Here is a 25513-nt window from a genome sequence, read left to right as displayed (position 1 = left end):
AAATTGCCCGTGGCGGGCGGCTCTCCATTGGACAGGCAACCGATCCTCGGATCGATTGCCTCACCGGTTGGTCTTTAATCCCGCCGCCGTCTGCGGCGGCCGCCGCCATCACCACCCGTGGCGGCTTCCGACATCCTCCGCTCCGGCAGGGTCACGACAGAGCTCAACTGAGGGAAGTCGTCCACTTTGTTCGGCAGCGCCATGGCGGCGACGAAGTGGTCCTGAAACTTTGTCTCCAGAGCCGTCTCGATCTTTTCGATCTTCCTGACGGTTTCCTCAATCTCACGTCGATAACTGCGGTTCAACAGGCACATGCGGGCACCTGTGCCTGCTGCGTTGCCGACCGCTTTTACCCTGGACAGATCGCAATCCGGAATAAGGCCCAGCACCATTGCATATTTGGGATCGATGAACGTGCCGAAGGCGCCTGCGAGGCCGATGCGGTCGACATGGGCAATGCCCTGCTTGTCCATCAATAGCTTCACGCCGGCATAAAGAGCCGCCTTGGCGAGCTGGATGGCGCGCACATCGTTCTGCGTGACGGTGATCCGAGGTTCCCCCTCGTGCAGCAGATAGGAGTAGGTGCGCTGGTTCTGTAGAATACGCGACGATCGCGAGCTCAATGACCCGTCCACGACGCCGTCCTCGGAGATTATGCCGGCGAGAAACATTTCCGCGACCACTTCAATAATGCCCGAACCGCAGATGCCGGTCACGCCGCTGGCTGCGACCGCTTCGGCGAAACCCGGCTCGTCGGACCATTGCTCGACGCCGATCACGCGGAAGCGCGGCTCCAGCGTTACGGGATCGATGCGGACGCGCTCGATCGCTCCGGGCGCGGCACGCTGGCCCGATGAAATCTCGGCGCCCTCGAAGGCGGGGCCGGTGGGAGAGGAGGCGGCGACAACGCGGGAAGAATTGCCGAGCACGATTTCGGCATTGGTGCCGATATCGACCATCAGCATCATTTCGTTTTGCCGGTGCGGACCTTCCGATAGTGTCGCGGCGGCGGCATCGGCACCCACATGGCCGGCGATGCAGGGCAGCAAGTAGGTCCGCGTACCCTTGTTCATCGGCAAGCCGATCTCGCTCGCCTTCACCTGAACTGCGCCAGAGACGGCAAGTGCAAAAGGCGCCCCCCCGAGCTCGGTGGGGTCGATACCGAGGAAAAGGTGGTGCATGATCGGGTTGCCGACGAAGACGCAATCGAGAATATCCTCGCGCGACACGCCACCATCTGCGCATACCTTGTCGATCAGCCCGTTCAGCGCTTCACGCACGGCAGCCGTCATTGCGTCCAGGCCGTCGGGGTTCATCATGATATAGGAGACGCGGCTCATCAAATCCTCACCGAAGCGGATCTGCGGATTGGACGTACCGGCGGAAGCGACCGTCCGTCCTGACAGCAGCGAGGAAAGATGCATGGCGATGGTCGTCGAGCCTATGTCGCAGGCGATGCCGTAGGCTTCGTTCTTCAGGCCGGGATAAAGGGCGATCAGGCGCGGACGGTCGTCGTCGCGGTCCTTGTGAATTGCGGCCGTCGCCTTCCACTCTCCCTTGCGCAGGATCGCTTGAACTTGGGGAATCAGGTGAAAATCGACATCGAGATCGTCGACATGCCATTCGGCGGAGAGTGCTGCCTTGAGCCGATCGAGATCGCCGAGCGGCTTTTCCATATCCGGCTCTTCGACTTCGACGTAACACATGCGAACTGCCGGATTGCGGTCGAACACACGCTCGTCGGCGGCCTTGCGGACCACCTGCGCGTTGATGACCGTATCCTGCGGCACGTCGATGACGAGATCGCCCAGAATCTGGGCGGAGCAGGAAAGCCGGCGTCCTTCCGGCAAGCTACGTACGCGGTCGTAGCGCTCTTCCTTAGGCCCGATCGGCGAGAGGTGGTCCTCGGAGGACCTGATGCCGTGTTTGGCGAAATGGCCTTCCTGCACCGATACCTGACAGCGGCCGCATGTCGCCCGCCCGCCGCAGACGCTCTCCACATAAACGCCGAGCTGGCGCGCAGCCTCGAGCACGGGCGTCCCCACCGGGAAACGGCCGCGTTTGCCGGACGGCATGAAAAGGACGAGGGGGTGGTTCGAGGTATCGTTCATTCTCTTAGGCTCGCGCGTTTGAAGGCGCGTTCTACTCCATTCTGGCGGCGGCGCCAGCCCGGGCGGCGCGACCGCCGCGACGCCCCCCAGCCGCCGATGCCGGGGCAGCGGTCGCGGCAGCTCCGGCCTCAGCTGGCTTGTAGTCTCGATAAGTCATGATCCAGTTGCCGCAGTTCTGATCGGTGCCGTTCAAAACGTTGGCGGCGCGGACGGCTTCCATTTCCTGCGGCCGGCAGGGGTTCATGATGGCGGAGGTCATGCCGGCGCCGATCACCATAGGGATGAAACCGGCATTGATGCCGTGGCGGTGCGGCAGTCCGAAGGAGATGTTGGAAAGCCCGCAGGTCGTATTGACCTTCAGCTCCTCACGCAGGCGTCTGAGGAGCGCGAAAACCTGCAATCCGGCCGAACCCAAAGCTCCGATCGGCATCACGAGCGGATCGACAACAATGTCATGCGCCTTGATGCCGTAGTCCGCCGCGCGTTCGACGATCTTCTTGGCCACGGCAAAGCGCACATCCGGATCCATGGAGATGCCGGTCTCGTCGTTCGAGATCGCCACCACCGGCACGTCGTATTTCTTGCAGAGCGGCAGGATGGCCTCCAGCTTCTCCTCCTCGCCCGTTACTGAATTGACGAGCGGACGGCCCTTTGCCACCTTCAGCGCCGCCTCGATCGCGGCGGTTACGGAACTGTCGATCGAAAGCGGGACATCCACCAGGCCCTGGACGATCTCCATCGTCCGGACGAGAAGCGGCGGCTCGGTCTCGTTCGGGTTGACCGCCGTCACGCCGGCGTTGACGTCGAGCATCGTGGCGCCGGCTGCGACTTGCTCCAATGCGTCCTTGATGACCGTGTCGAAGTTGCCTTCGATCATCTCGGCCGCCAGTTTCTTGCGTCCGGTCGGGTTGATGCGTTCGCCGATCACGCAGAAGGGCTGGTCGAAGCCGATCACGATTTCCCGGGTTGCGGACGCGACGATGGTACGTGTCATATGTTCCTCCAGGCGCATGGTCATAGGCGCCGATTGATGTCAGTGCTTGAGTGTCAGGCCGCTTCGCGACCGCCGGCCTTCACCAGGGCGACAAGCCTGTCCTTGTCGTAAGCGGCCTCCAGATCGGCGGCGGCCTTATCTGCTTCGGCTTCCAGATCGTCTGATACGGGAAAGGGCTTCGCCTTTCGCCACTCGGCAAGGTAATCGTCCGTCTCCGATGCGCCCGTCCGCATGGCGCACATGTCGATCGCCTCGGTAAAGCGCAGCGACAGCTCCCGCTTGGCGGTTTGCCTGCCCTTCTTGACGATCACCTGCGCCGGAATGTCCCGCCAGTAGACAACGATGCGGTCGGCCATGAATTCCTCCGTGTTGAGGGCAGCATGCACGGGTGCGCCGGCCAAGACTGCGCTTGCCACGACGTCGCACAGAGCAAAAAGCGACGCGGCTACCAGATGCGCTTCGTAAGGCCGTGATAGAGCCAGGTCCAGATCGGCGGAGGGAAACGCAAAAGGGAGGGGCCTTGAGGCTGACGAGGCTTCAACGTTCCCGTGATGGCGTCCTCCAGTGCTTGTACGCTGATGTCGACGCAGGCGGCCGTCATCAGCAGCGGATATGTCGCAAGGCTGTCGCGCGGCGACGGTTTGAGGCGCTTTTCATAAAGCGTGCCGCCGGTATCGATCCCGTTGTCGACGAGGTGCACCGTCGCACCAAAGTTCCCCTCGTCCCGCTCGACCAGGGACCAGTAACCGCCCATCTGGCCGCGATACATGGGGTTGATGCCGGCATGGAAGTTGATGACCGGGCAGGGGACGGCGGCGAGCGTCTCGGGCGACAGGATACGGCAGGAGATGGTGAAGACTGCCGCGGGTTCCAAGGCTGTCACCGTAGCGAGACATGCTGGATCGTTAAGCGACGGCACATGCGTGACCGGGATATTCGCGTTGGAAGCGGCAGAGAGGCCGTAGTCGCGAATGATCTCTTCGGAGCGTCGGGCGGCAAGGCTTTTCCCAAGCCGAGAAGCGATCATGGTCGCCAATTGTCCGAGAGCGGTGAGCCAGCCGAAACGCCTGGCACGGCGTCGGAGCAAGGTGCCTTTCGATTCGGGCTCTTCCTGAATGACATGCAGTTGCGGGAAATGCCGGGCAAGCGCGTTGATCATCACCTGCGGATTAGGTCCGCCTGCGGTCATCACGACGATTCGGGAAGAATTCTGGTCCTGCATATGCCACTCCGATAGATGCGGAGGGCAGTTTTCCCGACAAGCCGAAAGAAACGATTAAGCCAGGTGTAACGCTCGTGTGAGATCGCCATAACCGGTGTAACGGTATTCGTATTGGAGACCCAAGTAGTCGGCCGCCGCCCGTGCCTTTTGCTGCAGAGTTTCGTCCTCCTCCTGGGAGAGGTAGACGAGCTTGCGGTAGTTGCTGAAATACATTTCCTTCAGCTGCGGATGCCTATCGAGGCCGAGCGGCTCGATGACGAAAGCCTCGAATTGGCGCGCGAGAAAGTCTGTGAGGAAGAAGGAAAGCAGGTCGTCGTCCGCCCTGGCCGCAAACGCCTCGTTTCCGGCGAAAAACGAGTAACAGTGGGGGCCTTCGATGCGGGCAATGTCTTCGCGCTGGCAAAGCCTGTCGATATCGCCGCCCGTGCCGCAATCCGCATAGGCGAAAAAGATCTTCTCAAAACCTCTTGCGCGGGCCTCCGCGACGGCTTGTTCCAATCCGGGAACGATTTTCTGCGGATAGGCGTGCCAAATCGCGGGCAGGCAATGGAGGTCGATATGATGAAGGCCGGCCTGCCTGCAGACGGCGAGAATCTCCCGTGCGATGGCGCCGCAGGCGATCACGTGAACTTTTTCACAGTTTGCACGTTCCTTCGGCGGAAGTTCGCTTCCCGGAACAATTTGATCCATATCCATCGGAGTATTCTAACATGACGGCCAAGACAGTCACGGTGATCGCCGCACTTTTTGCGACAATGGTTTCGCTCTCCTCCTGTGGCAATACCATTCGCGGCATGGGTCAGGACACGGCGAATGCCGTCGACGCTACTCAGGATGCCGGCCGCAAGGTTGATCGCGCCGCCCGCTGATGTCTATTCCGGCAACCTCGCCGTGAGCGGCATCAGCTGCCGGCGGCGAGGCTGTTATGCTTGCGGCGGATGAAGTCCTTCGCGGTCTCGACGGCGACCGCCGCATCGCGGCAATAGGCGTCGGCGCCCACCGCCTTGCCGAATTCCTCGTTGAGAGGCGCGCCGCCCACCAGCACGACATAGTCGTCCCTGATGCCCTTTTCCTTCATGGTGTCGATGACGACTTTCATATAGGGCATGGTGGTGGTCAGCAGCGCGGACATCCCGAGAATGTCCGGCTTTTCCCGTTCGATTGCTTCCAGGTAGTTCTCAACCGGGTTGTTGATGCCGAGATCGACCACGTCAAAACCGGCGCCTTCCATCATCATCCCGACGAGGTTCTTGCCGATGTCGTGAATATCGCCCTTCACGGTACCGATGACCATCTTGCCGAGCTTCGGCGCGCCGGTTTCCACCAGCAGCGGACGCAGGATGGTCATCCCGGCCTTCATGGCATTGGCCGACAGCAGCACCTCGGGCACAAAGAGGATGCCGTCCCGGAAGTCGATGCCGACGATCCGCATGCCCTCGACAAGCGCCTGGGTCAGGACATCGTAGGGCGTCCAGCCGCGCTCCAGCAGGATGTTGGTGGCCTCTTCGATTTCTTCCTTGAGCCCGTCGTAGAGGTCGTCGTGCATCTGTTGCACGAGTTCTTCGTCGGAAAGTTCCGAAAGGATGATTTCATCGTCAGACATGGAATACTTCCCTAGGGTTCGAGGGGCCTGCAAATCAGACGCTCACGTCGTCGACTATCTGTACCTTCAAATTGTTTCGCAATTTCTTTCGTATGCGACAGCGGCGCGTCGGAAAAACGACGAAGCGGTCGTCGCAAATGTCTGTCCTGCACAAACCGGTGCCGCAGAAAGGCAGGGTTCGGCTTGCGCCGCAGCTTAGCATGGCGCATCAGAAGGACAGGCGCAAACGATGGCGCAAGGCGAGGAACATCATGGACGACTTGACCCAGCAGACGGAACCGGCAGGCGGCGCAGGACGACGCGGGCGTGGCGAACGGGGAGCGGCAGGGCGCCGTGCCGCGCGTACGGGCAGCGGTCCCGGTCCGTCGCTTCCTTACATCACCCGCAAGATCAACGTCTATGAGGTGCTGGACGAGGAGGGCCTGCAAATCATCGAGCGCAATGCCGATACTATCCTTGAAGAAATCGGCATTGAATTTCGCGACGATGACGAAGCTCTGGATCTTTGGAAAAAAGCCGGCGCCGACGTTCAGGGCCATCGGGTGCATTTCCCGAAAGGTCTATGCCGCGAACTTCTGAAGACTGCGCCTAGAGAGTTCACCTGGCACGCGCGCAACCCGGAGCACAACGTCCAGATCGGCGGCAACGCGACCGTTTTTGCGCCGGTCTACGGTCCTCCGTTCGTGCGTGACCTCGATGGCAAGCGCCGCTATGCGACGATCGAGGATTTCCGCAATTTCGTGAAGCTCGCCTATATGGCGCCGTCCATGCATTCTTCTGGAGGCACCGTCTGCGAACCAGTCGACGTGCCGGTCAACAAGCGCCATCTGGATATGGTCTACAGCCATATCAAGTACTCGGACAAGCCGTTCATGGGTTCTGTCACCGCGCCGGAGCGGGCCGAAGACACGATCGCCATGGCCAAGATCGTCTTCGGTGACGATTTCGTCGAGAACAATTGCGTCACGCTGAACCTGATCAACGCCAACTCGCCGATGGTCTTCGACGGCACCATGCTCGGTGCTCTCAAGGTCTATGCGCGTCACAACCAGGCGTCCGTCGTATCGCCCTTCATCCTGTCGGGCGCGATGAGCCCGGTGACCGTCGCCGGAACGCTGGCCCAGATCCTGGCGGAAGTGCTCGCGGGTGCGTCGATGACTCAGCTCATCCGCAAGGGTTCGCCGGTGCTGTTCGGCACTTTCGCAGCCTCCATCTCGATGCAGTCGGGCGCTCCGACCTTCGGGACGCCGGAGCCCTCGCTGGTATCCTACGGCGCGGCGCAGCTTGCCCGCCGTCTTGGTTTGCCGTTCCGCACCGGAGGGTCGCTTTGCGGCTCGAAGGTGCCCGATGCCCAAGCCGCACACGAATCGGCCAATACGCTGAACACCACGCTGCTCGCCGGCACGAATTTCGTTCTGCATGCCGCCGGCTGGCTGGAAGGTGGTCTGGTGTCGTCCTATGAAAAGTTCATGATCGACCAGGACCAGCTCGGCATGATGCAGAAAATGGCACAGGGCGTCGATCTGTCGGAGGAAGGGCAGGCGCTTTCCGCGATCCGGGAAGTCGGGCCCGGCAGCCACTATCTCGGCTGCGCCCACACCCAGGCGCATTTCCAGACGGCTTTCTACCGCTCGGCGCTGATGGACAACAACTCCTTCGAACAGTGGGAAATCGAAGGCGAGAAGCGCATCGAGCAGCGCGCCAATGCGCTCTGCCGTGCATGGCTCGACTCCTATGAGGCGCCGCCGCTCGATCCGGCAATCGACGAGGCGCTGCTCGCCTTCATCAAAGATCGCAAGGATTCGATGCCCGACGCATTCACCTGAAGAGAGCCCGAGGCCGCCAGGGAGCAAGGCGGCGCCAGGCTGGTCGCCGACTTCATCCAGGAAGGGGTCTGGCGCCCGCACTACAAATATCAGGGGCCGCGATGAGCGGCCCTTCGGCTCATCTGGAGCGGATTTCCGAGGCGCTCGGACCTTCGGGTATTCTGGTGCGGGGCGTCGTGAATTTCCGCCCGGGCGAAGGCCCAATGCTGGCAGATGGCTCCCGAGCCCTTTCGGTCGTCCTGCTCGGCAATGCCGGGAGTTCCATCTGGCCCGCCTTTTCCCGTTGGCGGGAGACATATCAAGGTGCCGATCCGCTCGATACGTGGTCGAAGCAGCTGATCCATCCCTTGGCAAACGACCTTGGAGCCGCCGCCTATTTTCCCTCCGATCCACCCTGGCAGCCCTTCCAGCAATGGGCGATGAAGGCGGAGGGGCTAAAGCCCTCGCCCCTCGCCATCCTTATCCATCCGAGATACGGGCTCTGGCACGGTTATCGCGGCGCGCTGGGTTTTTCGTTCGAGATCGAGGCCTCCGCGAAAGCCGCAGGCCATCCTTGTGATAGCTGCATCAAAAAACCTTGCCTCACGGCTTGTCCCGCTGGGGTGGTCAACCGGTCCGGATTCGATGTTGTGACCTGTCGTTCTTATCTCGGCAGCGAACCCGGTGAGAAGACCTGCGTCGTCTCAGGCTGTCTCGCCCGCAATGCCTGCCCGGTCGGCACAGAATTCCGCTATCTGCCGGAGCAGTTGAAGTTTCATATGCAGGCGCTGATGGGCTGAGCCGAACATTTTTTGCGAACCACCCCAAGGAATTTGAATCGGGAAACGTCTAAGCTGGAAACGACGGCAATCGGGCGGGAATCGTGAGCGGGGAAATCCTTCAAAGGGCGTGTGACGGCGACAGGGATGCCTTCGGCGTGCTTATCGAAACCCATTACGATTTCATCCATTCCGTCGCGTGGCGCTGGTGCGGGACGCAGGTTGATGCCGAGGACATTGCCCAGGAAGCCTGTATCCGGCTCGGCCGCTCCATCCGGTCCTTCAAGGGCCAGTCGGCCTTCCGCACCTGGCTCTATGCGCTGACACTGAACGTGGTGCGTGACCATCAACGGCAGTCGTTGCGCCGTAGGCGTGACGAGGGCCGGCTCGCAACTGACCCGATATTCTTCCAGCAGTTCGAGCCGGAGAACGACGGGCGGGGCGAGTGGCTGTGGGCAGCAGTTCGGCTTTTGCCCGAGAAACAAAGAGACGCCGTCCTGCTCGTCCATAGCGAAGGGCTCAGCCACGCCGCGGCGGCAGAGGTTCTGGACTGCAGCGAAAACACTGTTTCCTGGCACCTGCACGAGGCGCGAAAACGATTGAAGGACCTTCTGAAGAAGGAGGCGGTGTGACCATGACGGACGAATTCGAAAAGCTCGGTACTCTGCCCCCGGCTCCGACTGCATCATCCGAGAGACGCGCCCGTGCGCTCGCTGCCGCCATGCAGGCATTCGACGCCGAAGAAAAAAACGCAAACCGCGCCCAAGGAAAATCCTGGCGGCAGCGTCAAAGCTCCATCCTCAACCGGATCTGGAGCACCAACATGATCACTCAGCATCGTTATCTGGCAGGCTCGGCGCTTGCGACGCTGCTCATTATTCCCGCGGCTGCCTTTCTCACCTTCGAAATCACGCGCGGCAACCTGCCGACATCCGGGCAGGTGGCTCTGCCTGAGATGGCTGATGCGCCGAAAGCACCTGTGAAGCCCGTCGAGGCTAAGCGTCAACGGGAGGAGGACGCCGCAAGCCTGTTACCTGCGTCGAAACCGTTGGACTATGAGGCTGGCCCCTCCGGCGCAGCGGCAGAGCGCATGGCGGAGCCTCCCGCGGCCCTCTCGCCGCCCATGCCCGCCCCAGCCCAACCGATGATGGCCGAGGGTGCTGCGCCGCTCGCCGCCGCACCCCGGTTTGCGCCCGCAGAGCGAGAACTGCTGCCGCCGCTGGAGCAAGGGCGTGACCGTTTCGCCAATGCCGATCCCAATCCCGTAAAAAGCGTTGCGACCGATCCGGTCTCGACCTTTTCCGTCGATGTCGATACCGCCTCCTATGCTTTGGTCCGCCGTTCCTTGATGCAGGGAAATCTGCCCGAGCCGGACAGCGTGCGCGTCGAGGAGATGATCAACTATTTCCCCTATGACTGGCCGCGGCCGCAAACGGCGGGGGAAGCATTCCGGGCAACCGTGACCGTCACGCCTACGCCTTGGAATACCGGCACGCAGCTGATGCAGGTGGCGATCAAGGGTTATGAGAATGCTCCAGCTGCTGCGCCGCCCGCCAATCTCGTCTTCCTGATCGACGTTTCCGGCTCGATGAACGCGCCGGACAAGCTGCCGCTGCTCAAAAGTGCCTTCCGGCTGCTGGTGGGTAAGCTGAAGCCGGAAGACAAGGTGTCGATCGTCACCTATGCCGGCAATGCCGGAACCGTGCTGGAGCCGACTTCGGCCCGCGAGCGGGACAAGATCCTCGCCGCCATCGACAACCTCCAGCCGGGAGGTTCTACGGCCGGTGCGGAGGGCGTTGAATCCGCCTATCATCTGGCGCGCCAGAACTTTATCCAAGGGGGTGTCAACCGGGTGATGCTCGCGACGGACGGCGATTTCAATGTCGGTGTATCGAGCGATGAGGAGTTGAAGCAGCTGATCGAACGGCGCCGCAAGGATGGTATTTTCCTTTCCGTGTTGGGTTTCGGTCAGGGCAATCTCAACGACAGCCTGATGCAGGCGCTTGCCCAGAACGGCAACGGTACCGCAGCCTATATCGATACATTGGCGGAGGCGCAGAAAGCGCTAGTGGAGGAGGCCGGGGCGAGTCTTTTTCCGATCGCAAAGGACGTCAAGATCCAGGTCGAGTTCAATCCCGAAAGGATCGCGGAATATAGGCTGATCGGCTATGAAACCCGCGCGCTGAAGCGTGAGGACTTCAACAATGACCGGGTGGACGCGGGCGACATCGGTTCCGGACATTCCGTAACAGCCATCTACGAAGTTACCCCCAAAGGCAGTGCCTCGGCTCTCAACGATCCGTTGCGATATGGGGTGCCGGCGGCCGCTTCCACCCAGGCTCCGACATCGGATGAGCTTGCTTTCGTAAAGATCCGCTACAAGGAGCCGGAGGGCGACCTGAGCAAGCTCATCACCACACCGGTGACGGAGGTGAGCGCAATTCGCGACTTTGCGGCCGCGCCGCAGGACGTGCGGTTTGCTACCGCGGTAGCGGCTTTCGGCCAGAAGCTGCGCGGCACGGATACCCTGGAGGCTTACTCCTACGACGAAATCCTGAAGATGGCGCGCGACGCGCGTGGCGACGACCCGTTCGGATATCGCGGCGGTTTTCTTGATCTTGTGAGACTGGCCGAGACGCTCGACCGCCGTTAGGCGGACCAATCCGCTCAGATACTTGCCTTCGGATAAGCCCGCTCCAGCCCGCCGGAGCGGGTGAGCCCGTCCCGGAAGGCGGCATAGGCGGGATGCTGGCTGGATTTCGCCGCTTCCGCCAGCCTGATCTGCAGCCGTGCAGGGGCGGCATTGCCCACCCATTCCCCGCACTTCTGCAGCTTCAACGAGTTCAGGAATTTCGCCTCGGAAGCTTGGTCGAGATAAAGGTGAAGTCCGTCCAGCAGCAGATCATCCGAGGAGGGGTTCTGCATCAGGAGCGTCAGCCAGGACTGGTTTTCAGGCAGAAGTGCGGCAAGGCTTTCCGCCACCGTCTCCCGGCTGCCGATCGGAGATATGTTCGCCATCTTGATCCTCCTCGGCCCTGTTTTCCAAGCATCGGATTGACCGATCCGCGCCCGATTTGGAGGCCGATACCCTATCCGCGGCGGCGGCGTCTTTCACGGCCGGACTCGCCGCCCGATTCGCTCGCGGTCTTATTGCGCAGCGGGCCGATCTTGTCGACGATTTCCTCGATCGTCGGGCGGGGACGGGGCGTGTATTCGTCAAGCGCCTTGCGCATCGCAGCGAGATGTTCAGAAGACGTGCCGCAACAGCCGCCGATGATCCGCGCTCCGGCATCGCGGGCAAGCCGGGCATATTCGGCCATCAGCGGAGGGGTTCCGGAGTAATGGATTTCGGCGCCGCGATATTCCGGAATGCCGCAATTGCCCTTGACGATGGTGATCGCATCCGGCGCTGCCGCCGTCATGTCGAGAAGGCTCGACAGGATATCGGAAGCCCCGACTCCGCAATTAGCACCGACCGCAACCGGCTCGGCGCCGATGTCTTGGACGACGCCATGGATGTCTTTCGGGTCGAGGCCCATCATGGTCTTGCCCGCCGTGTCGAAAGAGCCGGTATAGGTGTAAGGCAGGCCGACCTTGACCGCGGCTTCAGCAGCAGCGCGGATTTCATCGGCAGAGGACATGGTCTCGATCCAGGCGACATCAGCGCCGCCGGCTTTCAAGCCTTCGATCTGCTCGGCGAAGGCGGCGACCGCATCTTCGTAGGAAAGGGCCCCGAGCGGAATCAAAAGCTCTCCGGTCGGGCCGACGGAGCCGGCGACGATGACTTTCCGCGGCGCCTTGTCGGCAACAGATCGGGCGATTTCCGCCGCGAGCTTGTTCAGTTCGTGAACCCGGCCCTCAGCCTTGTGCAGTTTCAGCCGGTGGCGTGTGCCCCCGAAGGAATTGGTGAGGATGATATCCGCGCCCGCATCGACAAAATCCTGATGCAGCTTTTCGATCTTTTCGGGTGCCGCTTCGTTCCAGAGCTCGGGCGCCTCGCCGGCTTCGAGACCCATCGCGAAAAGGTTGGTGCCTGTCGCGCCGTCGGCCAACAGCACGCCTTTCTCGGCAAGCAGTTCTGTCAGTACATTGGCAGCGGTCATGGCGGTTCTCCTGCGACGCAATCCGATCATATAAAGATTGCTTTATATGATGGCAAGTGGCAGCAGGCGCGTCCGTGGGCGACGCGGCCCCTTTTTATTCCGCCGCCATCTTCTCCGTCTCGTGGCTGGCGGGACTGACCATTGCCGTGATGATGGTCCGCAGGTCTAGCATGCCGCTCGGTGCACCATTCTCGTCCAAAACCAGCGCACGGCTGTGGCCGGCTTCCGTCATGAGCCTTGCGGCGGATTCGAGCGTTGAGCTGCCGGGAATGGGCATTCCGTCCGGCGCTCCGTCGATCGGCTGCATGACAGTGCTCGCCCGGATCACGCGGCCGCGATTGACCTCCTTGACGAAGGCAGTGATGTAATCGTCGGCCGGCGATAGCACGATTTCCTGACCCGTACCCTGCTGCACCACTTGGCCGTCGCGCAGGATCGCGATCTTGTCGCCCAGCCTCAGCGCCTCATCAAGATCATGGGTGATGAAGACGACCGTCTTCTTCAGTTCGGCCTGAAGCGTAAGGAGAACGGTCTGCATGTCGACGCGGATCAATGGATCGAGCGCCGAATAGGCTTCGTCCATCAACAGGATATCGGCATCGTTGGTCAAAGCTCTGGCAAGCCCGACACGCTGCTGCATGCCGCCCGACAGTTGATTGGGGTAATGCCGCTCGAAGCCTGCAAGCCCGACCCGTTCGATCCAATACTGGCCGCGCTTCATGCTTTCCTGACGCGGGATGCCCTGAATGTCGAGGCCGTAAACTGTATTTTCGATAACGGTGCGGTGCGGCAGCAGCGCGAATTTCTGGAAGACCATCGCCGTCTTGAGGCGGCGGAAATCCCGCAGGTCCTTTTCGTTCATCCGACAGATATCGTTGCCGTCGTAGATGACCTCGCCGTCTGTCGGCTCGATCAGGCGGTTGATGTGGCGGATCAGGGTCGATTTTCCCGAGCCTGAAAGCCCCATGACAACCGTGATGCCGCCGGCGGGCATGGAGATATTGATGTCCTTCAGGCCAAGGACGTGACCATGTTTCTCGTTGAGCTCGGCTTTCGTCATGCCGGCCTTCACGGCGCCCACATACTCCGCCCCCCGCGGTCCGAAGATTTTGTAGAGCCCTTTGATCTCTATTCCATGGCTAGCCACGAGCAGCCTCCAGACTCAACCGCGGCCGATTGCACGCCCGGTAGTTACAAAGGTGCAGCGCCTGAAGGCTATGCGCCATGAAATTCCCCTCTTGTTTATTGTTTTTGCGCTCCCTATCCGGAACGACGTTACCGGCAGAGGCATTTTAGTCAATTCTGCCCTCAAACCCTTCCGGCCATTTATCCGGAAACGGCCACGCATAGGTCTCAGAGCGACGCCTTGACCTTTTCCACGACCCCCGGCGGCACCCATTTGGTCCAGATGTCCGGCAGCGTTTCAAGAAAATGCTTGGCCGTGTCTTCGTTCGTTTGCCGATTCTCATACTGCCACGCCAGGACGCTATTCACCGTGGCATTGGTCCACTTCCGCTTCTTCATGTATTCCATTGCATCCGTAGCTCGGTCTGCCAGTCCCTTTGTGACTATGGTGTAGGCCTGCGACGTCGGATAGGAATTGACCGTGGGATTGGGACAATTGGCAACCGAAGTGCAGGCATTCCAGTCGTTGGGGTCGTGCGGCACGTCAAACGAGAGCTTCACCATCTCGTATGTGCCAAGGATGGCGGTTGGAGCCCAGTAATACCCCAGCCAGCCTGTCTTGTTCGCGAAAGCATTTGATATCGCGTCGTCGAGTTCCGCCGCGGAGCTGGTGTCGACCAATTCGAAATTCTTCTCGTTGGCGCCAAGCGCCCTATAGAGGTTGGCAGTGGAAACCTGACAGTTCCAGCCTCGGGGGCAGTTGAAGATTGCCCCCTTTGCAGGATTTCCAGGAGCCGGGAAAAGTTCAGGATGCGCCAGCGCCTGCTGGACGGTTTTGATGGACGGATGAGAGTCGGCAACAAATTTCGGAATCCACCAGCCTTCCACTGCGCCATCGGAGAGAATCTCCGCCGCAATGTCCAAACGGCCGTCCGCAGTCGCCTTGTTGAGCTGGATCCGCGCCGAGTTCACCCAGAACTCCGGCGCGATGTCGGGCTGTCCTTTTTCGTTCATGGAGGTGAAGGTTGTCATCGTGTCGCCTGGTACGAGCTTTACCTTGCAGCCGTAACCTGCTTCCAGGATGATCTTGTCGACATTGGCGGCGACACCTGCCGAAGCCCAGTTCATTTCCGCAATCGAGACGGATCCGCAATCGGCTTGTGCGGTCCCGGCCAGAACGAAAGTCCCGACAGCGAACCCTACGGAAGCGAACAGTTTCTTCATTTCAAACCTCCGTCTGGCGTCGCGATCTTCCAGTTTTTGCGCGTGGGCCGCAGGTGTTGATCGCGGCGTGAAGGAGTTCCAGCTTCGATCGAGAGTGTGATCGGAAGTGTTTCCCTTGTGCCGTCGCGGTAACGCCCGGTTCACATTTCCGCTTTCTAAAAATGAGGGTACGACTTCCCCGCAGGAAATCAACCTTCAAGAGGTCGGCCGGTTGCGATGGACCGCGCCCAACCTCTTGGAAGCACAGGATTTCCGGTTTCGTGCTGCTCTCAAAGGTCACTTTTAAATGATTGCCTCGAAAGGACACGGCTAGAGTGGTATGGGGCCACCGCAAGCAGTTCTGTGCGTCTGGGCGCTGGATATTTCTTGGGCTTGCAGCGAGAAATGTTCTCACAGAGCGATCTCACTAACCATCCGGTAAGAATGTCACGCTATTCGTTGTCATGCAGGCGGTCAGCTTGCCTTCGGCGCCGGATCAGGTAGTGCGTACCGGTCGCCCCGTTGTCGGAGCCATGAATTTCGGCTCGCGCTGTGTTGCCCTCGGGTCAATCCGCTTCTTTTATTCGATCTCGATGGCTCGATCCCGGAGAGATTGACACGTCGTTCACGACGCGGCACCATCTGATGGCAATTAAAATCCAGAGCCAACACCAACAGGGCCGGACGCCTCCTTTGTCTACGAATCGTCCGGTCCCCTCTGGAACAGGCCATATCCTGCCATGAAAACCTCCGGTCAGCTGACCCTCGTCCTTGGCGGCGCCCGCTCGGGCAAGTCGGCCTTTTCCGAAACGCTTGCTCGGGACACGGGTTTCGAGAGGCATTACATTGCCACGGGGCGTGCCTATGACGAAGAAATGCGCGAGCGTATCGCCCGCCATCGCGCAGATCGAGGTAAGCAATGGGTAACGCACGAGGTGCCCCTCGATCTCACGGTGCAAATCCAGAGCATCGATGGACCGGGCAGGGTGATTCTGGTTGACTGCCTGACGCTCTGGATCACCAACCTGATGATGGAGGAGCGGGATATCGACGCCGCCACGACCGACCTGACAGGCGTGCTGCGATTGCTTTCCGCTCCGATAATTCTGGTGTCCAACGAAGTCGGTCTCGGCATCGTTCCGGAAAACAAGATGGCGCGGGAGTTTCGCGACCATGCCGGCCGGTTGCATCAGAGAATTGCAGCCGTGGCCGATGACGTCTATTTCGTAGCGGCCGGCTTACCGCTCCGGATGAAGGGTTGAGATGACGCAGTATCGGATTTTCGGGCTCTCTTTTAAAAGCCAAACCAGATCCTGATGGGGTGGGCGGGATCGGCGATCAGCTTGATGGCAAGCGCCAGGCAAGAGAAGACCAGCAGCGGCTTGATCAGCTTCGCGCCATTTTTCATCGCGAGCCTTGAGCCGACCTGGGCGCCGAGGAATTGACCGACACCCATCAGCAGTCCGATCTTCCACAGCACCGAACCGGTGGCCGCAAAGACCAGGAACGAGCCGAAATTCGAGCCGAGATTGATGAGTTTGGTATGGGCGGTCGCCTTCAGCATGCCGAAGCCCGCGAGGAGCACGAATCCAAGCATGTAGAAGGAGCCGGCGCCTGGCCCGAATATCCCGTCGTAGAGACCGACGAGTGGAACCACGCTAAGGCCGAAAATGAACGGTGTCACCCGTTGGTGACGGTCGGCATCATTGAGGTTCGGCTTGACGGAGAAGAAGATGGCGATCGCAACGAGCAGGAGGGGAATGGCTGCCGCCAGCCATTCCGCAGGCACCAGCGAGGCCAGGCCGGCGCCCACGGCGCCGCCGATCATCGACATAATCGCCATCGGCATCTGGCTTTTCAGATTGACATGGCCGCGTCGTGCGTAGGCGATGGTTGCCGAGGCGGAGCCGAATTGCGATTGCAACTTGTTCGTGGCTAGGGATTCCAACGGCGGGATCCCTGCGATCAGCATCGTCGGGATGGTGATCAGCCCGCCGCCACCGGCGATGGAATCGACAAAACCGGCGAAGAAGGATGCGAGAAAGAGCAGAAGAACAAGATGCGTGGCGAGGTCGTTCAAGAGTGGACTCGATCGGCGGAGGGAGATGTGAATGACGAGGCGCTTATCGCCCCTGATGAGGATCGGTTCAAGGAGGGCTTCCGGAGAACAGCCATGCCCAAAGCGGGATTGCTCTTCGAGCGTTTGGCGCTATTGTGCGCGGCCTTGAAAGCTGCCGAAGATAGGGATGAAGCACATGCACAAGGTCATTTTCGACACGGATCCCGGCGTCGACGACGCGATGGCATTGCTCTTTCTGCATCGGCATCCGGAGATCGATCTTTTAGGCGTAACGACGGTCTTCGGCAACGTGCCGCTCGACCTCACTACCCGCAACGCGCAGTTTCTGCATCGGGAGTGGGGGATCTCCGCCCCTATTTCGAAAGGTGCCGACAAGACGATCGATCCGTCCCGTACCGACGATCGCGCAGCATCGATTGTCCATGGTGCCGATGGCCTCGGCAATATCGGCGTGCCGCAGGTGATCGACTGGCCGCTCGATTTGCGTCCGGCGCATCGGTTTATCATTGAGACGGTTCGTGCCAATCCGGGGGAAATCACGCTGATCGCGGTGGGACGCATGACCAACCTGGCATTGGCTCTGCGGGCGGATCCGGAGATCGCTCAGCTGGTCAAGGAAGTCGTCGTCATGGGCGGCGCCTTCGACGTCGGCGGCAATGTCACCCCGGCAGCGGAAGCGAATATCCACGGCGATCCGGAAGCGGCGGATATTCTCTTCACCGCGCCCTGGAAAGTCACCATCGTCGGGCTCGACGTGACCATGAAGACGATCATGTCGGCGGATTATCTCGCCCATATGGTGAAATCGGGGGAGAGATCGCTGCAGCTTCTCTCCGATCTTTCGCAATATTACATCGATTTTTATCGAAGCCGTGCCGGGGTCTCCGGGATGGCGGTTCATGACAGCACAGCCTGCGTTTATCTGGTCCGGCCGGACCTCTTCACCGTCCGCACCGGACCGGTCCGGGTGGTTTCGGGCGGCATTGCCGATGGCGCTACGATCCAGGCACCGGACAGCGGCCGCAGGTTCGTCGGAACGCCATGGGACGGGCATCCCAGTCAATCGGTCTGTACTTTCGTTCAGTCCGACGCGGTGCTCGAGGTCATCCGCACCGCACTGGTCGAGGGCCGCCCGGCAATTGCTGTTTAGGCAACAGTTCCCATGCAAATTCGTGCTTGAAAAACGAAGCCATTGGCATTTGGTATCGATTTCCCTATGTGGAACCTTGATTTTGATATTCTTCAGAGGACATGGGCGTGACTGCTACATTCGACAAAGTTGCCGACATCATCGCTGAAACCAGCGAAATCGATCGTGAAACGATCACGCCGGAAAGCCATACCATCGATGACCTCGGCATCGACAGCCTCGACTTTCTGGATATCGTCTTCGCGATTGACAAGGAATTCGGCATCAAGATTCCGCTGGAACAGTGGACCCAGGAAGTCAACGAGGGCAAGGTTTCGACGGAAGAATACTTCGTCCTCAAGAACCTCTGCGCAAAGATCGACGAGCTGAGGGCGGCAAAGGCCTGATAGGCCGCCGGCAATCTTATGTTGCTCGAATATTTCCAGATGATCGACCGCATCGAAGCGGTCGATCTCGGGACCAAGGTGTTGAAGGCGCAATCGGTCGTGCCGGCAAAGAGCCCCGTCTTCGAGGGCCATTTTCCCGGCATGCCGTTGGTGCCCGGCGTTCTGCTGATCGAAACCATGGCGCAGGCCTCCGGATTCCTCGTTCTTGCTGCCTCCGATTTTGCGGCGATGCCGTTCCTGATGTCGGTCGATGGCGCCAAGATGCGCACCTTTGTTGAGCCGGATGCGGTGCTCGACATCGAGGCGCTTCTGGAGCATGAGGGCTCCGGCTACGCCGTTACGAAAGCAAAGATTTCCAGCGGCGGAAAAAAGGTCTGTGACGCGCAGCTGAAACTGCGCACCATGCCCTTCAGCGAGATTCCGCTGGCGCCGATCATCCGCAAACGTGCGGAAGAAGTCGGCTTGATGGCTGCGATCGCCGCCAGCGCTTAAGGCCCGGCCGTCGAGACGGCGGGCAAAGAGGACATGATGAAGTCTGACAATGATGTCGTGATTACCGGGATCGGGATTGTCACCTGCCAGGGCGTCGGCAAGGAGCCGCATGTCGCCCTGCTTTCGGCGGCGGAAGCTGGAATCCCGAAAGTCGAGACCGAGCGGTTTTCTCCTTATCCGATCCATCCGATGCCCGAAATCGACTGGTCGACGCAGATCCCGAAGCGAGGTGATCAGCGGCAGATGGAGAACTGGCAGCGGCTCGGCGTATTTTCCGCGGGCCTCGCTCTCGACGATGCGGGCCTGAAGACGGATGCCGACGCCTGTGCCTCGATGGACATGATCGTCGCGGCGGGCGGCGGCGAGCGTGACATCAAGGTCGATTCGCTGATCGTCGACGAGGCGTTGAAGCGCAACGACCGAGAAATGCTTTTGAACGAGAAGCTTACCACGGAGCTGCGCCCGACGCTGTTTCTTGCCCAGCTTTCCAATCTGGTTGCCGGCAATATCTCGATTGTCCACAAGGTTACCGGTTCGTCGCGGACCTTCATGGGTGAAGAGTCGGCAGGTATTTCAGCCGTCGAGACGGCCTTTCACCGAATCAGATCCGGCCAGTCGAGCCACAGCCTCGTCGGTGGCGCCTTTGTTGCCGAGCGCGCTGACATCATCCTTCTCGTCGAGGGTATCCGGGCGCATGCGACAGGCGATTGGCATCCCATCTGGTCACGCTCGGCCGATAACGGCGGCGGCATGATCATGGGGTCAGTCGGCGCTTTCCTGGTGCTGGAATCGCGTGCGCATGCCAAGGCGCGGGGCGCCCATATCTATGCGGTGATCGACGCGATCGAGGGCGATCGCGGCCAGCGCGACGAGGGCAGGCTCGAAAAGCGTCTTGCCCGTCTGGCCGGCCACGCATCCGGTCTTTCCGCACAAGATACGGTCGTCTTCTCGGGCACGAGCGGTGTCGTTGATCTTGCGGCTCGCGAAAGAGCTGTGCTGGACAAGCAATTTCCGGGCGCTCCGGTTCGAGCGTTCGGCGGCGTCACCGGCCATGGGATGGAAGCGCAGTTCCCCCTTGGCCTGGCACTCGCCGCACTCAGCTTGGATGGCGCCGCGTGCGTTCCTACATTCGATGCGCAGAACGAAAAACCGATGACGGCGGCCGTTAAACATGCGGTGGTGACGACGGTCGGTTACACGCGCGGCGAGGGCCTGGCGGTCCTTTCTGCCGAAGGGTGAAGGAGAGCTTTATGAGCGACAATCGCTTCAAGGATCATCTCGGCCGCCCGATCGTCGCGGTCACCGGCATGGGCGTCATTACCTCGCTCGGCCACGGGCTGCAGGACAATTGGGCAGCGCTCACCTCGGGGACGTCCGGCATCCATAAGATCACCCGCTTCCCGACTGAGAAGCTCTCGACGAGGATCAGCGGCACGGTTGATTTCATCGCGGTGCCGGCTGAAAATTCCGTCGAGCGCTCTTTCGCCTTTGCCCGCGAAACCACCGCCGAAGCGCTCGCGCAGGCTGGGCTTTCGGGCGATTTCGAAGGCCCGCTTTTCCTGGCTGCGCCGCCGGTCGAACCCGAATGGAGCGACCGTTTCGCGCTTGCGGATCGCGCACCGCCATCAAAGGCGGAAGGCGATGCTTATGATCGCTTCCTGGCGGCGATGCGGGAGCGCCCCGATCCGGTCTTTCTCGAAGCGGTACAGTTCGGCTCCATCTCGGAACGCCTTGCCGACACATTCGGCACGCGCGGCCTGCCGGTGACGCTATCGACGGCCTGTGCGTCGGGAGCGACTGCGATCCAGCTCGGCGTCGAAGCAATCCGCCAGGGGCGCACAGATCGCGCACTCACTGTTGCTACAGACGGATCGGTCAGTGCCGAAGCGCTGATCCGGTTCTCGTTGCTGTCGGCGCTGTCGACGCAGAACGATCCGCCGGAGAAGGCATCGAAACCGTTCAGCAAGGACCGGGACGGCTTCGTCATCGCGGAAGGTGCCGCGACGCTGGTGCTGGAATCGCTCGAGTCGGCGGTTGCCCGCGGTGCAAAGGTGCTTGGCATCATGAAGGGCTGCGGCGAGAAGGCGGATCATTTTCATCGCACCCGATCCTCGCCGGACGGCGGCCCGGCGATCGCCACCATCCGCGCTGCGCTCGCCGACGCCGGCATGGACGAGGGCGGGATCGGCTATATCAATGCGCATGGCACGTCGACGCCGGAAAACGACAAGATGGAATATGGCGCCATGCTCGCCGTTTTCGGCGACAGGTTGAAGGACATCCCGGTTTCCTCGAACAAATCGATGATCGGCCATACCCTGACGGCTGCCGGCGCCGTCGAAGCCGTCTTTTCGTTCCAGACGATGCTGACCGGCACGCTGCCGCCCACCATCAACTACACCAATCCCGATCCGACGATCGTGCTCGATGTGGTGCCGAATACGAAGCGCAATGCTCGGCCGATGGCGGTTCTTTCCAATTCCTTCGGTTTCGGCGGCCAGAACGCCAGCCTTGTCATGGCGCTGGAACCGGCCTAGAGCGCCATGCGTCCCTCGGACGCGCAAAGGACCCTCTAAATTCTCGAATCTACGCATCGTGCCTTCCAAAAATCATTTCGATTTTGGGGCCGATGCTGTAGAGACCGTCGCCAACCACGTTTGACGAATTGAACGCCTCCGGGCGAAGGAAGACCTATTATGCGCGCTCTGCAACTGATCGATGACCGCAAGCTTGAAGCCGTCGATATTCCGGAGCCTGACGCGCCCGGCCCGGGCGAAGTGACGCTCCGCATAAAGGCGGTGGCGCTGAACCACATCGACGTCTGGGGCTGGCGCGGTATGGCATTTGCCAAACGCAAGATGCCGTTGACGATCGGCGCGGAAGCCTCCGGCGTCGTCGAGGCGATCGGTCCGGGGGTCTCAAGCGTCCTGCCGGGACAGCTTGTGTCGATCTACGGTGCTCGCACCTGCGGCCTCTGCAAGCCCTGCCGCGAAAAGCGTGACAATCTTTGCGAAAACGTATCCGGCGTGCACGGCTTCCATCTCGATGGCTTTGCGCAGGAGAAGACGAACCTACCGGCCCGGCTGCTGGTCCCGGCGCCTCCGGGTGTCGATGCGGTGGCTGCCGCACTCGCTCCCGTCACATTCGGCACCGTCGAGCACATGCTGTTCGACAATGCCAAACTGCAGCCGGGCGAGACGATCCTTATTCATGCCGGCGGCTCGGGCATCGGCACGGCAGCAATCCAGCTCGCCAAGAAGATGGGGTGCACCGTCATCACGACCGTCGGCTCGGACGACAAGATCGAGCGCGCCAAGGCGCTCGGCGCGGATCACGTCATCAACTACAGGACGGACCGCTTCGAAGGTGTGGTTCGCAAGCTCACCAAGAAGAAGGGCGTCGACGTCGTTTTCGAGCATGTCGGCAAGGATACCTGGGCCGGCTCGATGCTGTGCATGAAGCGGGGCGGCCGCCTCGTTACCTGCGGCTCGACGTCTGGTGTCTCGACTGAGATGAACCTGATGATGCTCTTCCAGCAGCAGCTGAAACTGCTTGGCTCCTTCGGCTGCCGGATGGAAAACATGGCCGACGCTATGCAGAAGATGGCGCAAGGCATTGTACATCCCGTCATCGATACGGAAGTCACTTTCGGTGACATCGACACGGCGCTGGCACGGATGGAAAGCCGGCAGATCTTCGGCAAGATCGTGCTGCGCATGGATTGAGGTTGCCGCCCCGTGAAGATGTTCCTCACCCGTATCGTGATCGCACTGAGAAACTTCCAGCAATGGCTGGTGGCGCAGATCGCCTTCGGGGCTCTCAATCTCCTCAAAGTTTTCCCTGCCGATCCCGCGATCCGCTTTGCCGACCGCATGGCGCGTCGCGTCGGTCCGAAGCTCAGCCGGCATAAGCTGATGCTGACCAATCTGCGCAATGCCTACCCCGAAAAGGCCGAGGAGGAGTTGCAGGAGATCGCGGTCGCCAGCTGGGGACATATGGGCCGCCTTGCGGCGGAATACGTATTCCTCGACCGGTTGTTCGATTTTGACCCGGAGCGGCCGAAGCCGGGCAGGGTGGAAGTGTCGGGCATTCCGATCTTCGTCGACCTGCGCGACAATCCGCGTCCCTTCATCGTCTTTACCGGGCACACCGGCAATTTCGAGTTGCTGCCGGTTGCGGGTAAGGCGTTCGGCCTGGAAGTCATGGTTCTCTTCCGTCCGCCGAACAACCCGTACATTGCAAAGAAAATCTTCGATTTTAGGGCAAGCCGTATGGGCCAACTCGTGCCCTCGCATGCGGGCTCATCTTTTGCGCTGGCGCGCAGGCTCGAACACGGCGGCGGCGTGGGGGTACTCGTTGATCAAAAGTTCCGCAAAGGGCTGAAAACGACCTTTTTCGGGAGACCTGTAAGGACCAACCCGCTGCTCGGCAAGCTCGTCCGGCAATTCAACGCCGAGGTTTATCCCGCCCGCTGCATCCGTCTGCCGGACAACCGCTACCGGCTCGAGATAGAGCCAAAGATCGAACTGCCGCGCGACGAAAAGGGCAATCTCGATGTTCAGGCCACCGCCCAGATTCTCAATGATAAGGTGGAAAGCTGGGTCCGGGAGTATCCCGAGCAATGGCTCTGGTACCACGACCGCTGGAAGATTAAGTGGTCCCTATGACCGCATTACTTTCCAGACCAATGTCCGTATCTGCGATTTTCCTGTATTAAGTCATCGGCCACAAATTGGGTCCGATTTTGAGAAAAGAATTAATGTGATTCGCTTTGAATGGCAGAGACGCCGAGCTTCGGGGGAAGGACCGGCATGTCTCCGAGACGGGAGAGGGTGCATTTTTGGAAGCTTTGATCGATCTTTTCTGGTCCAAGTATGCTGATCTGCGGCAGGCAATCGAACGGGACGATACGCACACCACTGCGGCTCTCGACCGGGAACTCGACCCACTTCTGCTCGCAATCTTCTCCAATCAGGAGAAAGAACCGGCCAATATCCAGGCCCAATTCCGGTTTGCAATCAACCTCCTGAACGAGGAGGCCGACGACAGGGGCTGCGTACGGCGCACCGGCCACCTGTTACAGATGCTGGTCGAGCGTTATTTGCTGACGGATCCTCCCGTGTCTGTGGATCCGCATACTGATCCGGAGGCAGACGGCGCCACGGTGTTGGCGGACGCCTTGGCTGACGGTTTTCTTAACGACGCGCTTTTAAACCGGATATCCGATCGTATAGTGGTAGTCGGCTCCGGCTACCGGATCCTTTATTCGAACGAGACCAATGCCCGTCGCCTGGATGTGCCGCGTGAAGAACTGATAGGGCGGCATTTTGCCGAGTTCGTCGGCGTTCATCATTTCCAGAAGGAATTCAGGGCGAGTATCGACCGGTGCTTTGCGGGCGAAAATCTCTCGCTGACCTATGCCGACCAGATCGACGGCCAAACGGTCGTCATTCGCTGCCGAATGTCGCCATGTCTTTCGGGCGCAGCGAAGCTCGGCGCGCTCGTGGTGATGCAGGAGACGGCTGATCGTCGCCGCCGCCCTGCCGCTTAACCTGGCTATTTGTCCGACCAGACGGCCAGTTCGTATCCTTCCGGATCGGCGAAGTGAAAGCGCCGTCCGCCGGGAAAAGAGAAGATCGGCTTGAGGATCACGCCGCCGGCTTTTTCGATCCGCGCCTGCGCGTCCTCTATGTCGTCGGCAAAGAGGATGACAAGCGGCCCGCCCTTGGCGCTCACGTCCGCAGAATTTGCAAAACCTCCCGTCAGCCGGCCGTCCTGAAACTCGCAATAATCCGGACCGTAGTCCGTGAAGGTCCAGCCGAATGCCGAGCCGTAAAATGCCTTTGCCCTTCCTATGTCGCGCACATTAAACTCGACATAGTCGATCTTCCGGTCTGCTCCCTTGCTACCCATGGCTACGCCCTTCCTATTGCTTATTTTCCAAAATGCTTTTCAGCGTCCCGAGGTCCTTCGAAACGGTTGCGGCGTCCGTCTCGAAAGCAGCGTCGTCAAGGTCGGGGCGCTTCAGGAGCGTGAACATGACCTCGGCGCCATCTCCGTTCGGCACGACACGCAAGGGGTTTTCCACCACGAGGCCGCTTTCCATCGTCACTTGATGATCGAGGATGCCGAACGGGTTGTCCGGCGTGAAGCGAACGCGCACATCTCCGATCGGACCACCGTCTCCCACCCATTCCTCACCCTCCCGGGTGAGACCGGATGCGAGGCCGGATGCCCAGAGCGGCATGTTTTCAGGCCTCTTGGCAAAGGCGTAGACCTCCTGCCAGGGCTTTGCGATGCTGATATGGATGATCCGTGCGGGCAATATCGACATGACTTTCTCCGTCTCTTGCCGTCGTCCCCCAGATTAACCCGGAAAGATGGAACAAAACAAGATCATTTCTCTCTATGATCGTTACGTTATGGACTGACGACGGGGTTGAGTGTCATGGAAATTTAA

At 60.4% G+C, this 25513-nt stretch carries 27 protein-coding genes; 14 read left to right on the top strand and 13 right to left on the bottom strand.

Annotated features, from left to right (window positions below; genetic code table 11):
* Window positions 1–74: 74 nt before the first annotated feature.
* The 5 genes from C5L12_RS18295 to C5L12_RS18275 all read right to left on the bottom strand — a co-directional run bounded on the left by C5L12_RS18295 (window position 75) and on the right by C5L12_RS18275 (window position 5023).
* On the bottom strand, window positions 75–2111 hold the full coding sequence (locus C5L12_RS18295) for an ASKHA domain-containing protein (RefSeq protein WP_105373483.1): 2037 nt from the start codon (window positions 2109–2111) through the stop codon (window positions 75–77).
* A gap of 31 nt (window positions 2112–2142) precedes the next feature.
* Complete coding sequence (locus tag C5L12_RS18290; protein WP_105373482.1) at window positions 2143–3105, bottom strand: methyltetrahydrofolate cobalamin methyltransferase; 963 nt, start codon at window positions 3103–3105, stop codon at window positions 2143–2145.
* A gap of 53 nt (window positions 3106–3158) precedes the next feature.
* Window positions 3159–3461 (bottom strand): virulence factor, encoded by a 303-nt coding sequence (locus C5L12_RS18285; protein WP_105373535.1) that lies wholly within the window; start codon window positions 3459–3461, stop codon window positions 3159–3161.
* An 89-nt stretch (window positions 3462–3550) separates the two neighbouring features.
* Window positions 3551–4327, bottom strand: a complete 777-nt coding sequence (locus C5L12_RS18280; protein ID WP_105373481.1) for a formyl transferase — start codon at window positions 4325–4327, stop codon at window positions 3551–3553.
* A 54-nt stretch (window positions 4328–4381) separates the two neighbouring features.
* Window positions 4382–5023, bottom strand: coding sequence for a DUF1638 domain-containing protein (locus C5L12_RS18275; protein WP_105373480.1), 642 nt, complete (start codon window positions 5021–5023; stop codon window positions 4382–4384).
* 59 nt (window positions 5024–5082) lie between these two features.
* Here C5L12_RS18275 and C5L12_RS18270 point away from each other — a divergent pair, with 59 nt between their 5' ends.
* Window positions 5083–5196, top strand: a complete 114-nt coding sequence (locus C5L12_RS18270) for an entericidin domain-containing protein (RefSeq protein WP_245422967.1) — start codon at window positions 5083–5085, stop codon at window positions 5194–5196.
* A 32-nt stretch (window positions 5197–5228) separates the two neighbouring features.
* On the opposite strand, the gene C5L12_RS18265 is transcribed toward C5L12_RS18270, so the two are convergent.
* Complete coding sequence (locus tag C5L12_RS18265; protein WP_105373478.1) at window positions 5229–5930, bottom strand: corrinoid protein; 702 nt, start codon at window positions 5928–5930, stop codon at window positions 5229–5231.
* Between the two features lie 251 nt (window positions 5931–6181).
* Here C5L12_RS18265 and C5L12_RS18260 point away from each other — a divergent pair, with 251 nt between their 5' ends.
* The 4 genes from C5L12_RS18260 (at window position 6182) to C5L12_RS18245 (ending at window position 11167) form a co-directional block, all read left to right on the top strand.
* Window positions 6182–7756, top strand: a complete 1575-nt coding sequence (locus C5L12_RS18260) for a trimethylamine methyltransferase family protein (RefSeq protein WP_105373534.1) — start codon at window positions 6182–6184, stop codon at window positions 7754–7756.
* A gap of 101 nt (window positions 7757–7857) precedes the next feature.
* Window positions 7858–8535, top strand: a complete 678-nt coding sequence (locus tag C5L12_RS18255; protein ID WP_105373477.1) for a 4Fe-4S dicluster domain-containing protein — start codon at window positions 7858–7860, stop codon at window positions 8533–8535.
* An 83-nt stretch (window positions 8536–8618) separates the two neighbouring features.
* Window positions 8619–9146 (top strand): RNA polymerase sigma factor, encoded by a 528-nt coding sequence (locus tag C5L12_RS18250; protein ID WP_105373476.1) that lies wholly within the window; start codon window positions 8619–8621, stop codon window positions 9144–9146.
* Between the two features lie 2 nt (window positions 9147–9148).
* Entirely contained in the window at window positions 9149–11167 is a 2019-nt protein-coding gene (locus C5L12_RS18245; RefSeq protein ID WP_105373475.1) for a vWA domain-containing protein, read from the top strand.
* A gap of 14 nt (window positions 11168–11181) precedes the next feature.
* Here C5L12_RS18245 and C5L12_RS18240 read toward each other — a convergent pair whose 3' ends face one another.
* The 4 genes from C5L12_RS18240 to C5L12_RS18225 all read right to left on the bottom strand — a co-directional run bounded on the left by C5L12_RS18240 (window position 11182) and on the right by C5L12_RS18225 (window position 14966).
* Window positions 11182–11532 (bottom strand): hypothetical protein, encoded by a 351-nt coding sequence (locus C5L12_RS18240; RefSeq protein WP_105373474.1) that lies wholly within the window; start codon window positions 11530–11532, stop codon window positions 11182–11184.
* Between the two features lie 71 nt (window positions 11533–11603).
* Window positions 11604–12617: a betaine--homocysteine S-methyltransferase gene (gene bmt, locus C5L12_RS18235; RefSeq protein ID WP_105373473.1), complete on the bottom strand. Its 1014-nt coding sequence runs from the start codon at window positions 12615–12617 to the stop codon at window positions 11604–11606.
* A gap of 94 nt (window positions 12618–12711) precedes the next feature.
* Window positions 12712–13764 carry a quaternary amine ABC transporter ATP-binding protein gene (locus tag C5L12_RS18230; protein WP_105373472.1) on the bottom strand — a complete coding sequence of 351 codons (1053 nt, stop codon included), beginning with the start codon at window positions 13762–13764 and terminating at the stop codon, window positions 12712–12714.
* A 206-nt stretch (window positions 13765–13970) separates the two neighbouring features.
* The gene (locus C5L12_RS18225) at window positions 13971–14966 is read right to left on the bottom strand and encodes a glycine betaine ABC transporter substrate-binding protein (protein ID WP_105373471.1); all 996 of its coding nucleotides are present in this window, start codon (window positions 14964–14966) and stop codon (window positions 13971–13973) included.
* Between the two features lie 719 nt (window positions 14967–15685).
* Here C5L12_RS18225 and cobU point away from each other — a divergent pair.
* Window positions 15686–16207: a bifunctional adenosylcobinamide kinase/adenosylcobinamide-phosphate guanylyltransferase gene (gene cobU / locus C5L12_RS18220; protein WP_105373470.1), complete on the top strand. Its 522-nt coding sequence runs from the start codon at window positions 15686–15688 to the stop codon at window positions 16205–16207.
* Window positions 16208–16239: 32 nt separating this feature from the next.
* Here cobU and C5L12_RS18215 read toward each other — a convergent pair whose 3' ends face one another.
* Complete coding sequence (locus C5L12_RS18215) at window positions 16240–17025, bottom strand: TSUP family transporter (protein ID WP_105373469.1); 786 nt, start codon at window positions 17023–17025, stop codon at window positions 16240–16242.
* Between the two features lie 175 nt (window positions 17026–17200).
* On the opposite strand from C5L12_RS18215, the gene C5L12_RS18210 reads away from it, so the two are divergent.
* From C5L12_RS18210 to C5L12_RS18175, 8 genes are all read left to right on the top strand, one after another.
* Window positions 17201–18175 (top strand): nucleoside hydrolase, encoded by a 975-nt coding sequence (locus C5L12_RS18210; protein WP_105373533.1) that lies wholly within the window; start codon window positions 17201–17203, stop codon window positions 18173–18175.
* 101 nt (window positions 18176–18276) lie between these two features.
* Complete coding sequence (locus tag C5L12_RS18205) at window positions 18277–18561, top strand: acyl carrier protein (RefSeq protein ID WP_105373468.1); 285 nt, start codon at window positions 18277–18279, stop codon at window positions 18559–18561.
* Between the two features lie 18 nt (window positions 18562–18579).
* Complete coding sequence (locus C5L12_RS18200) at window positions 18580–19053, top strand: 3-hydroxyacyl-ACP dehydratase FabZ family protein (RefSeq protein ID WP_105373467.1); 474 nt, start codon at window positions 18580–18582, stop codon at window positions 19051–19053.
* A gap of 33 nt (window positions 19054–19086) precedes the next feature.
* Entirely contained in the window at window positions 19087–20292 is a 1206-nt protein-coding gene (locus C5L12_RS18195) for a beta-ketoacyl-ACP synthase (RefSeq protein WP_105373466.1), read from the top strand.
* Window positions 20293–20303: 11 nt separating this feature from the next.
* A complete protein-coding gene (locus C5L12_RS18190) occupies window positions 20304–21590 on the top strand; it encodes a beta-ketoacyl-ACP synthase (protein WP_105373465.1) in 1287 nt (428 codons plus the stop codon).
* A 159-nt stretch (window positions 21591–21749) separates the two neighbouring features.
* Window positions 21750–22778, top strand: coding sequence for a zinc-binding dehydrogenase (locus C5L12_RS18185; protein ID WP_105373464.1), 1029 nt, complete (start codon window positions 21750–21752; stop codon window positions 22776–22778).
* Window positions 22779–22790: 12 nt separating this feature from the next.
* On the top strand, window positions 22791–23720 hold the full coding sequence (locus C5L12_RS18180; protein WP_105373463.1) for a lipid A biosynthesis lauroyl acyltransferase: 930 nt from the start codon (window positions 22791–22793) through the stop codon (window positions 23718–23720).
* Between the two features lie 173 nt (window positions 23721–23893).
* Window positions 23894–24604 carry a PAS domain-containing protein gene (locus C5L12_RS18175; RefSeq protein WP_157949082.1) on the top strand — a complete coding sequence of 237 codons (711 nt, stop codon included), beginning with the start codon at window positions 23894–23896 and terminating at the stop codon, window positions 24602–24604.
* A 5-nt stretch (window positions 24605–24609) separates the two neighbouring features.
* Here the strand turns inward: C5L12_RS18175 and C5L12_RS18170 are convergent, their stop codons facing one another.
* A complete protein-coding gene (locus C5L12_RS18170; protein ID WP_105373461.1) occupies window positions 24610–24966 on the bottom strand; it encodes a VOC family protein in 357 nt (118 codons plus the stop codon).
* Between the two features lie 13 nt (window positions 24967–24979).
* Window positions 24980–25387, bottom strand: a complete 408-nt coding sequence (locus tag C5L12_RS18165) for a polyketide cyclase (RefSeq protein ID WP_105373460.1) — start codon at window positions 25385–25387, stop codon at window positions 24980–24982.
* Window positions 25388–25513 lie beyond the last annotated feature (126 nt).

Origin of the sequence: Neorhizobium huautlense (assembly GCF_002968575.1) — a bacterium.
Taxonomy (GTDB): domain Bacteria; phylum Pseudomonadota; class Alphaproteobacteria; order Rhizobiales; family Rhizobiaceae; genus Neorhizobium; species Neorhizobium huautlense.
The sequence above is the reverse complement of the archived record's forward strand: the minus strand, read 5'-3'. Positions and strand labels throughout refer to the sequence as shown.

Excerpts from the sequence above, each read along its gene's own strand:
- C5L12_RS18295 (WP_105373483.1), bottom strand. The coding sequence starts at position 2,111 with ATGAACGATACCTCGAACCACCCCCTCGTCCTTTTCATGCCGTCCGGC.
- C5L12_RS18290 (WP_105373482.1), bottom strand. The coding sequence starts at position 3,105 with ATGACACGTACCATCGTCGCGTCCGCAACCCGGGAAATCGTGATCGGC.
- C5L12_RS18285 (WP_105373535.1), bottom strand. The coding sequence starts at position 3,461 with ATGGCCGACCGCATCGTTGTCTACTGGCGGGACATTCCGGCGCAGGTG.
- C5L12_RS18280 (WP_105373481.1), bottom strand. The coding sequence starts at position 4,327 with ATGCAGGACCAGAATTCTTCCCGAATCGTCGTGATGACCGCAGGCGGA.
- C5L12_RS18275 (WP_105373480.1), bottom strand. The coding sequence starts at position 5,023 with ATGGATATGGATCAAATTGTTCCGGGAAGCGAACTTCCGCCGAAGGAA.
- C5L12_RS18270 (WP_245422967.1), top strand. The coding sequence starts at position 5,083 with ATGGTTTCGCTCTCCTCCTGTGGCAATACCATTCGCGGCATGGGTCAG.
- C5L12_RS18265 (WP_105373478.1), bottom strand. The coding sequence starts at position 5,930 with ATGTCTGACGATGAAATCATCCTTTCGGAACTTTCCGACGAAGAACTC.
- C5L12_RS18260 (WP_105373534.1), top strand. The coding sequence starts at position 6,182 with ATGGACGACTTGACCCAGCAGACGGAACCGGCAGGCGGCGCAGGACGA.
- C5L12_RS18255 (WP_105373477.1), top strand. The coding sequence starts at position 7,858 with ATGAGCGGCCCTTCGGCTCATCTGGAGCGGATTTCCGAGGCGCTCGGA.
- C5L12_RS18245 (WP_105373475.1), top strand. The coding sequence starts at position 9,149 with ATGACGGACGAATTCGAAAAGCTCGGTACTCTGCCCCCGGCTCCGACT.
- C5L12_RS18240 (WP_105373474.1), bottom strand. The coding sequence starts at position 11,532 with ATGGCGAACATATCTCCGATCGGCAGCCGGGAGACGGTGGCGGAAAGC.
- bmt (WP_105373473.1), bottom strand. The coding sequence starts at position 12,617 with ATGACCGCTGCCAATGTACTGACAGAACTGCTTGCCGAGAAAGGCGTG.
- C5L12_RS18225 (WP_105373471.1), bottom strand. The coding sequence starts at position 14,966 with ATGAAGAAACTGTTCGCTTCCGTAGGGTTCGCTGTCGGGACTTTCGTT.
- cobU (WP_105373470.1), top strand. The coding sequence starts at position 15,686 with ATGAAAACCTCCGGTCAGCTGACCCTCGTCCTTGGCGGCGCCCGCTCG.
- C5L12_RS18210 (WP_105373533.1), top strand. The coding sequence starts at position 17,201 with ATGCACAAGGTCATTTTCGACACGGATCCCGGCGTCGACGACGCGATG.
- C5L12_RS18205 (WP_105373468.1), top strand. The coding sequence starts at position 18,277 with ATGGGCGTGACTGCTACATTCGACAAAGTTGCCGACATCATCGCTGAA.
- C5L12_RS18200 (WP_105373467.1), top strand. The coding sequence starts at position 18,580 with ATGTTGCTCGAATATTTCCAGATGATCGACCGCATCGAAGCGGTCGAT.
- C5L12_RS18195 (WP_105373466.1), top strand. The coding sequence starts at position 19,087 with ATGATGAAGTCTGACAATGATGTCGTGATTACCGGGATCGGGATTGTC.
- C5L12_RS18190 (WP_105373465.1), top strand. The coding sequence starts at position 20,304 with ATGAGCGACAATCGCTTCAAGGATCATCTCGGCCGCCCGATCGTCGCG.
- C5L12_RS18185 (WP_105373464.1), top strand. The coding sequence starts at position 21,750 with ATGCGCGCTCTGCAACTGATCGATGACCGCAAGCTTGAAGCCGTCGAT.
- C5L12_RS18170 (WP_105373461.1), bottom strand. The coding sequence starts at position 24,966 with ATGGGTAGCAAGGGAGCAGACCGGAAGATCGACTATGTCGAGTTTAAT.
- C5L12_RS18165 (WP_105373460.1), bottom strand. The coding sequence starts at position 25,387 with ATGTCGATATTGCCCGCACGGATCATCCATATCAGCATCGCAAAGCCC.